Origin of the sequence: Oceanospirillum maris DSM 6286, assembly GCF_000422865.1 — a bacterium.
Classification (GTDB): Bacteria; Pseudomonadota; Gammaproteobacteria; order Pseudomonadales; family Halomonadaceae; genus Oceanospirillum; species Oceanospirillum maris.
Genome location: NZ_AUGW01000012.1, coordinates 178,464 through 186,781, shown reverse-complemented (window position 1 = coordinate 186,781; position 8,318 = coordinate 178,464). Strand labels below are relative to the sequence as shown.

Annotated in this window: 7 protein-coding genes and 1 pseudogene; 6 read left to right on the top strand and 2 right to left on the bottom strand. The window is 44.3% G+C overall.

Annotated features, from left to right (window positions below):
* Window positions 1-249: 249 nt before the first annotated feature.
* The 6 genes and pseudogenes from G517_RS0105580 (at window position 250) to G517_RS17915 (ending at window position 6,571) form a co-directional block, all read left to right on the top strand.
* Entirely contained in the window at window positions 250-723 is a 474-nt protein-coding gene (locus G517_RS0105580; protein ID WP_028303593.1) for a hypothetical protein, read from the top strand.
* 143 nt (window positions 724-866) lie between these two features.
* Window positions 867-1,130 (top strand): annotated as a pseudogene (locus tag G517_RS17920) (transposase); the annotation flags it as partial.
* A gap of 278 nt (window positions 1,131-1,408) precedes the next feature.
* Window positions 1,409-2,212, top strand: coding sequence for a glucose 1-dehydrogenase (locus G517_RS0105570; protein WP_028303592.1), 804 nt, complete (start codon window positions 1,409-1,411; stop codon window positions 2,210-2,212).
* 264 nt (window positions 2,213-2,476) lie between these two features.
* A complete protein-coding gene (locus G517_RS0105565) occupies window positions 2,477-3,346 on the top strand; it encodes an ImmA/IrrE family metallo-endopeptidase (protein ID WP_028303591.1) in 870 nt (289 codons plus the stop codon).
* Between the two features lie 74 nt (window positions 3,347-3,420).
* Window positions 3,421-3,846 carry an N-acetyltransferase gene (locus G517_RS0105560; protein ID WP_028303590.1) on the top strand — a complete coding sequence of 142 codons (426 nt, stop codon included), beginning with the start codon at window positions 3,421-3,423 and terminating at the stop codon, window positions 3,844-3,846.
* Between the two features lie 631 nt (window positions 3,847-4,477).
* Window positions 4,478-6,571 carry a transglycosylase SLT domain-containing protein gene (locus tag G517_RS17915; RefSeq protein WP_051206111.1) on the top strand — a complete coding sequence of 698 codons (2,094 nt, stop codon included), beginning with the start codon at window positions 4,478-4,480 and terminating at the stop codon, window positions 6,569-6,571.
* Between the two features lie 2 nt (window positions 6,572-6,573).
* On the opposite strand, the gene G517_RS0105545 is transcribed toward G517_RS17915, so the two are convergent.
* Both G517_RS0105545 and G517_RS0105540 read right to left on the bottom strand, forming a co-directional pair.
* Window positions 6,574-7,698, bottom strand: a complete 1,125-nt coding sequence (locus G517_RS0105545) for a beta-ketoacyl-ACP synthase III (protein ID WP_028303589.1) — start codon at window positions 7,696-7,698, stop codon at window positions 6,574-6,576.
* 166 nt (window positions 7,699-7,864) lie between these two features.
* Window positions 7,865-8,269, bottom strand: coding sequence for a Na+/H+ antiporter subunit G (locus G517_RS0105540; protein ID WP_028303588.1), 405 nt, complete (start codon window positions 8,267-8,269; stop codon window positions 7,865-7,867).
* Between the last annotated feature and the right edge of the window lie 49 nt (window positions 8,270-8,318).

Here is an 8,318-nt window from a genome sequence, read left to right as displayed (position 1 = left end):
AACTGGCAAAATACGGGCATCTCAGCCAGTAAAACAGAGTGAATACAGCCTTAAACAGGCACTGAAAGCAGCACGATACTTGGCTTACAGACAACCAAAGCCTAAAAGGCTGGAAAACACAGAATAAACAAATGATGGCTGACAAAAACCGGCAACCGGAAATAAACAACAGAAAACGAGCTGTTGGTAGGGAAAGCTGGCTGAAAACAGGTTTTCCTACAGGCTCGTTATATTTTTATGGAGAGTTCAGTGCTAGATAACATTGAGAAGTGGATTGATGAAACACTTGAGAAGTACTCAAGTCAAAGAGTCTCATGTAAATTATTTGCTGAAAGCTTCAAAGGTTTTTACCCTGAAGAGTTTTTAAACTCAAGTTACTTTGTGGTTGTTGACGAGATACCCAAACCAAACTTTCCAGAGCTATATGACATGGGTTTGACTGATTTTATTGAAATGGACGTTGATGGAATTACATACAAAAGTACGTATTTCATAAAAAAAGGTTTTGAAAGCAATCATCGTTTACACTTTCATGAGCTTGTGCATGTACTACAGTGGCAACTACTTGGAGGCAAAGCCTTTATTGAACGTTATATCCAAGAAATAAATATTCATGGATATCGTAATGCTCCATTAGAGGAAATGGCTTATGGTCTGGATTCGTATTTTGCAGCAGGTAATAAGCCTGTAAATGTTCCTGCATTCGTGCAAATGAAAATATAACAAGGCAATCAAGTCGGACTCGTAACAGTTTCTTAGTTCCACATTTTAGCAAACTGTTACTCACCGCTTACTTGCGGCGTTCAGGCTGTAGAAAAACCTCCCGAACTATGATCTGATCGGGTTTTGAAACGCAGGAGGCGGTGATGGCTCGATTCAAGCACTACGACTACAACCAAACGTCGATGGTGGTGATTAATTACCTGGATCAGTTACAGCCCGGTACTTTTAGTATGCTCTGCATTACCCCTGTTTTTTATAGAGAGGCTGAAAAGCTGGATCTGTCCGCGTTTCACCAGCCTTATAAGAATGATAGCGAAGGCCGCCCATCCTACGATCCCGCGATTATGCTAAAAATCATCCTGTTTGCTTATTCTAAAGGCATCACCTCCAGCCGTGAGATTCAGTGGCAACTTTATTGCCTGGTGCATAATGTAGAAAAACTGGCAAAATACGGGCATCTCAGCCAGTAAAAAAGAGTCAATACAGCCTTAGAACAGGTGCTGAAAGCAGCATGAATCGAGCTTACAGGCAGCCAAAGCTTAAAAAGGCTGTAAGCACAGAGTAAACAAGCGATTACCGGCAAAACCGGCAATCAACAATTAACAACAGAGAGCGAGTTGTTGGTGGGAAAAACGGGTTAGAAACAGGTTTTTCTACAGGTTCGTTATAAGCGCTAGGAGAAATCATGCATAGATTGAAAGGTAAAATTGTTTTGGTTACGGGTGCCGCAAGAGGTATTGGTCAGGCGATTGCAGAATTGTTCAGTGAAGAGGGCGCTAAAGTAATACTAAGCGATATAAATGATGAGCTTGGCCAAAAAGTTACTTCTGCAATTGCTGAGGAAGCTGAATACCATCATTTAGACGTATCTAAAGAAAAAGATTGGCAAATTATTAGTAGTCATATTTTAAAAAAATATGGGAAATTAGATGTTTTAATTAATAATGCGGGTATTACAGGATTTCTTGAGACAACAGGCCCGCATGATCCTGAAAATTTAGATATTGAGAGCTGGAATAAAGTGCATCGAGTAAATTTAGATGGCGTGGTTTTCGGCTGTAAAGAAGCTATCAGACTAATGAAAGGTACGCATAGCGCAAGCATTGTAAATTTGTCTTCTCGCTCAGGTATCGTAGGCATTCCCGGTGCCGCAGCATATGCATCAAGCAAGGCTGCAATAAGAAACCACACTAAAACGGTGGCTCTGTACTGTGCAGAAAAAGGTTATTCCATTCGGTGCAACTCAATACACCCAGGTGCAATTCTGACTCCGATGTGGGATGCCATGCTGGGCGAAGGGGAAGCAAGAGAGAATGCGATTAAAAGTATTGCTAAAGACATCCCTCTAAATACAATGGGCGAAGCTAAAGATGTAGCATACGCGGCTCTTTATTTGGCTTCAGAAGAGTCCAAATATGTGACTGGAATCGAGCTAAATGTAGATGGTGGTATTTTGGCAGGTAGTTCTGCTGCGCCATCACAAAAATAGCGTATAACAAATTGCTGCACGCGGAAAAATTACTCCTGCGCTCCCAATTTCCCGGTGAGCAAGGCGTTCAGGCTGTAGAAAAACCTAACGGGTTCTGGTTGTTGAGAATTTATCGCGCCCCTACGTTGATTTAAGAGTATTTGGCGATGAAAACTGCTCCAGAATTCACGTAGAAGCAGCATTTTTAGTACAAAAAATGATCAATTTTTGAGGCGGAGGTTTTTCTACAGCCTCGTTATGTCACTTTGAGGAAGACCGGAATACATGGATGAGGGAATGGAACTGAGTGGAAAGCAAATAGCGGAGTCAGCATTCTCAGATATTGAGAGCTTCTTCTACAACAGCGCAAAATTCAGTGTTCGAAGAGAATACGGCCAAAGTAATATGAAGTCCCATGCCACGTGTTCCGGCAGTGGCGAAAAGATGCGTATTAGGCTTTCACAGGATTTTTGCGAATTTCAAGCCGCGTCGATAAGTGATTATATGTTCATGCTTATAGTTCTCTGTCACGAACTTGCTCACTACCTGAACAACCATAACTCTCATTCTGACAAAGAAAAATTAGACAGCATTGCTATTGAGGCTCGCGCAGATCATTTTGGCGCTCAAATCTTTATGACTCTTTTGACCTTTGGAAATAAAACTCAGAGAAGTATCAAAGGTTATCGGTCAGATATGACACAGAAAGCTCTAATTGGAGATATAGCGGTGGCTATAAATGATGCCTATGAAAAGCTATTTGAGCCATCAGATTCAGGCATGTATCCAGACCCAGAGCACAGAGCCATGCTTCTTATCGTTGGATGCCTTTCATTTTTTAACCGATACTTCAGCCCGCTTCCTGAGGGGGTTGCTATGTCATTTGTACTCACCGTCATAAGAGTGGCGAGATTCGTCCAAAATACAGATGGTGAAAAGCAACTTGCGGACGCCGAGGTTATTCAGAATAGAATTCAAGAAGTTCATAAAGAGATCGAATCCAACGCGAGGTTTCGTCTGAATGGCGTGAAATTCGTTTATGGTTATTTCTTGTCCGCCAACTTTGATCAGACAGTTGAAGAGCGTAAATCCTACAAAGAAAAACTCGACCAAATGATTGGTAGTTGGAGCATCTTGGGTGGAGATCAGACATAACAATCGCATGTTGGCGGACTTATTTTCCACTGGCGCTCCAAAGCGCGGCGTTAAGAATATTAGGAAGCAATCATATGATTCGCAATTATCGGGCAGCAGATATTGACCAAATTTTGGCAATCTGGCTATCTGCATCGATTAAAGCCCATGATTTTATCGAATATGCATTTTGGGAATCGAAGATTAGTGAGATGCGTGATGTATACATTCCGGCATCGGAGACGTTTGTATATGAAGCTGAGGGAGAAGTCGTTGGGTTCTATAGCCTCTACGAGAGCAATCTTGCTGCGATCTTTGTGACACCAAACTCACAGGGCGAGGGGTTGGGCCGAGTCCTGATTAATGATGCGAAGAATCGGCGAGAGAGCTTGCAGCTCACGGTTTACAAAGAAAATGCTCCTAGCATTAAGTTCTACGAGAAGCACGGATTTACTGTACTTGGAGAGCAAATCGATGAGCATACCGGGCACCTAGAGTTCATCATGGAGTATCACTCGTAACAAGGAGCAACAGTACGCGCCAGATGCCACTGACGTGGCGCCGCTGTGCTTCTCGTTAAACCTCCCGAACGATGGTCTGATCGGGTTTTGAAACGCAGGAGGCGGTGATGGCTCGATTCAAGCACTATGACTACAACCAAACGCCGATGGTGGTGATCAATTATCAGGATCAGCTGCAGCCCGGTACTTTTGAGTATGCCCTGCATTATCCCCGTTTTTTATAAAAGGTGGCTTAATCTGGATTGGTCAGATGATCGACCGTATCAGTAATAAAGATGACAGCCATAATCCACGGGCAGGTGAGGTGAGTATTGCTGGTTGTTAGGTGGGGGGGGACTGCTATCGATTATTCTGGGTTTGCCAAAGCTTAGAGGTGAGGCCAAAGCCTAGGAGAAACCCCAGGCTTCTGATTGAAATACCCGCTGATTAGCGGGTATTTTTTTGACAGGTGTTTTGATGATCGACTTTCAGTCTTCTATTGGCGTTACATTTAGTAGTGAATGCTTTACTCTTTAAGCGATGTTGAGTGATGTTTTACTTGCGGCATTATTTATAGGGTACAGGACTGAATCGAGCGCTTGAGTTTATCGGCTTGGGTCTATCAAGTGACAATAATCGTGAAGAGGTAGCTATGTCGACGAATAAACGAACCGCGTATCGTTATGTCATAGATTGGTGTTTAAGTAAGGCGCGTTTATCTCATACGCTACTGTTGATGTTATTGCTTTATGTTTTTCCTCTGTCGTCTATTCTTGCCGAGGCGGCTGTGGTTTCTGGTTCGGATTTGGCCTCAGACTCGGGCCCTATTACGGCAAAGCTGCAGGCTCAGCGTTTACTTTATGACGAGTTGAATACGTCCTTAAACAAGGGGCGATTAACCTATGCGCAGCAACGACTTGATCGTTTAGCGGATTATCCTCTAAAGCCGTACATCGAAACTAAAATTTTATCGCGTCAGCTAGAGTCTCAGAGTTCTGATACGATTAACCAGTTTATTGCTAATCATCAAGATCTACCCGCCGCGGCAATGTTGCAACAGAAATGGTTAAACACGCTAGCCGCTCGTAAGAACTGGCGTGGTTATCAGTCGGCCTATCAGCAGTTTCCTGCCCGAGGAAGTCATTATAAATGTTTGATGCTGAAAGCAGAGATGAAGCTAGGTCATTTAGCTTCTCAGCTGGATAAAGTCACGGCGATGTGGGTGCAGGGTGAGTCTCAGCCGAAAAGCTGTGATCCTGTTTTTTCCTATTGGGCGCGAAAAGGAGGGTTAACCTCTTCTATTGCTGAAACGCGCTTTTGGAATGCAGTCGAAGCCCGAAACTTTAGTCTTGCTCGCTATATTGAGAAAAAAATCGACCAAAAACAGGGCAAAAAAGACGCGAAGCTTTTTTGGCAAGTTCGCAATAACCCAGAGCGTTGGCTGAAAACAAAGACATTTTCTGCGGATAACAAGACACACCTGATTATTATTGATTATGCGATTCGGCGTTTAGCACAAAAGAATCTGCGTTTAGCGACTCAACGTTGGCTGACCTTACGTACGGGTCTTAATGTTGATCATACCTCAGCAGAGAAGCTGAACTATTATCTTTCTATCCGGCTTGCGACTCGTTTTTATGACGATGCAGAGACGTTGATTGCCAAACTAGACCCGCAGTATCAAGACGCTGAAATTACTCAGTGGCGCATCCGTCTTGCCCTAAGTAAACAGAACTGGGGTTATGTGCAGCAATTGATTGCTCACTTACCTGAAAAAGAGCGCTTAAGCAGTCGTTGGCATTATTGGCAGGCTGTTGCCGAGCAGAATATAACGGGTAAAGCGCAAGATGTGCCGTTTAGTCAAATTGCAGGGGACAGAAGCTACTACGGTTTTTTGGCGTCAGAGCAACTTGGTCAGCCCTTTAGCCTAAACTACGAACCTGCGGTCTTTTCAGCGGAGTTACAGCAGAAACTCTTGATGCTGCCTGCGGTGCAACGCATGAAGGAACTCGTTCAGTTGGGGCAGTTTGGCTATGCGCGACAAGAGTGGAATCTTATCTTTGCCCGTTTAGACACTGAGCAGCGACACGCCCTTGCTCATTTGGCAAAAGGTTGGCAGTGGCATTCCCAGGCGATTGTTGGTGCCGCCCAGATCAGTAAATGGAATGATCTACAGCTACGCTTTCCTTTAGAATATCAAGACTTGTATCAGACGTTTACAGGGCAGCAAAAAATACCTCTGAATTGGGCGCTATCAATCACACGACAGGAAAGCGCTTTTAATCCAATGGCCCGTTCTGGCGTGGGTGCTATGGGATTGATGCAGTTGATGCCTGCGACGGCAAAGCAAACAGCCCGAAAATCTAAGCAACCGCTTAAGAATATGAAAGAGCTTTATAATCCTAAGACAAATATTGCCTTAGGGACGGCGTATCTCGCTCAAATGCTAGAGCGTTTTAATGGTAGCCGAATCTACGCAACCGCCGCCTATAATGCTGGGCCACATCGCGTTAAGCAGTGGCTGGAGCAGCGAGGGCACTTGCCTTTAGATGTATGGATTGAGTTGATTCCATTTAAAGAAACCCGACGCTATGTCCAGCGGGTACTGGAATATGGCGTGGTATACGACATGATGGCAAGCCGCCCCGCCCATTTGCTACAGGATAATGAACGGGAGCTGTTGGCCCTTAATCTGATTGAACTCGATAATGTTGTTAAGTTAGACGATGCCATTGCCGTAGATTAAAATTAAAGCTTTTCAAGCACTAGGCTACCAATAGAATAACCCGCGCCAAAGGAGCAGATAACACCGCAGTCACCCTTAATTAAATCTTTATGGTGCCTATTAAATGCGATCAACGAACCCGCCGAAGCGGTATTGGCATATTCATCAAGTACGATGGGGGCTTCATCGGCAGAAGGGGTGCGGCCCAACAGCTTTTTACCAATAAGTGTATTCATATTAATATTGGCCTGATGTAACCACCAGCGCCGAATCCCCGTGTTATCTAAGCCTACAGCGGCAACATGATCGGTGATATGTTGCGCTGCCATTGGGCAAACTTCTTTAAATACCTTGCGGCCATTCTGATGAAACAGCTTATCATCCGAATAAGGTGCAGCATCGGTTACGCGAGCCAAATAACCAAAATTAGAACGAATATTATTGGAATAAGAGGTTTGTGCCTTTACCCCTAAAATACGATAGGCATGTTCTGACGTGCAGCTGCTTTCTTGTTCGATGATCGTTGCGGTTGCCACGTCACCAAAGATAAAGTGACTGTCACGGTCTCTATAGTTGACTTGGGGGGAGGTTAGCTCTGGGTTAATAACCAGAACGGCTCTTGCTGTACCTGCTGCAACCATTTCGTAAGCGCGATGCAGAGCAAAAGTGGCAGCGGAGCAGGCCACTAACATATCAAAACCAAAGCCTTCAATACCCAAGGCATGCTGTACTTCTATGGCGATAGCGGGATATGAGCGTTGCGTGTAGGCGCAGGATACAATGACCGCATCAATTTGATCGGCGCTTTTGTTTGCTTCCTTTAGTGCAATTTTTGCGGCTTTTACAGCCATCTCTGCTTGATGAGATAACGCATCATCGGCGCGTTCTTTTAATGCTGGGCGCATCCGTTCGGGGTCTAAAATACCCTCTTTGACAAAGGCAAAGCGGGATTTAATACCCGATGCCTTTTCAATAAACTCTGCACTAGAAAATGGTTTTGCAATAAGCTCACCGGCTTCAATTTCAGCGGTATGGCGTTCATTATAGAGGGCAGCATAGGCGTTATAGCTTTCAACCAGCTCTTCGTTACTGATTGTGTGCTCAGGGTTCCACAGGCCTGCGCCACTGATTACAATATTATTTTTCATCTACGCCATCTCTTTTAATTTTATCTGTTTCAAACAATTGTATGAAATTAATACTGCCTGAATCCAAAGCCTAGGTCTATATGTCTGTTTGAAACGGGCAAAAAATAACCCCTGCTTTCTCAAGCAGAGGTTATTCGTGCCGTTAATGCTAGCGCTAATATTTCTGTTAAGGTTGTTTATCTTTTGCGTCTGACTCAAGGCTAGTGGTCATGCCTGTTGGTGGAGCCTGTCGGTTGGCTTGCTCCATTAGTTCTTGTCCCTTTGTGCGTTCTATGGCCGGTAAGCCGTGATGCAACGCTGTTTTGGCGATCATATTCGCGGAAACAGGGGCGGTAATGAGTAGAAACAGTGTGATAAGCCACTCATGGATAGAGATAGAGCCTTCTGCAAAACTTGACACGACGGACGAAGCCAGCAGTAAGCCAGCAATACCCAGTGTGGTTGCTTTAGTTGGGCCATGTAGTCGGGTGTAAATATCGGGAAGACGCACCAAACCAATGGAGCCAATCAGTAGAAACACGCCACCTATGACCAATACAATCGCGACTAGGCTTTCAAGCCAAAATTCCATAAATCACCTTTTAATAAACTGCAAACGGAGAGTAAATAAAGAACACCGG

Excerpts from the sequence above, each read along its gene's own strand:
- G517_RS17915 (WP_051206111.1), top strand. The coding sequence starts at position 4,478 with ATGTCGACGAATAAACGAACCGCGTATCGTTATGTCATAGATTGGTGT.
- G517_RS0105545 (WP_028303589.1), bottom strand. The coding sequence starts at position 7,698 with ATGAAAAATAATATTGTAATCAGTGGCGCAGGCCTGTGGAACCCTGAG.
- G517_RS0105540 (WP_028303588.1), bottom strand. The coding sequence starts at position 8,269 with ATGGAATTTTGGCTTGAAAGCCTAGTCGCGATTGTATTGGTCATAGGT.
- G517_RS0105565 (WP_028303591.1), top strand. The coding sequence starts at position 2,477 with ATGGATGAGGGAATGGAACTGAGTGGAAAGCAAATAGCGGAGTCAGCA.
- G517_RS0105560 (WP_028303590.1), top strand. The coding sequence starts at position 3,421 with ATGATTCGCAATTATCGGGCAGCAGATATTGACCAAATTTTGGCAATC.
- G517_RS0105570 (WP_028303592.1), top strand. The coding sequence starts at position 1,409 with ATGCATAGATTGAAAGGTAAAATTGTTTTGGTTACGGGTGCCGCAAGA.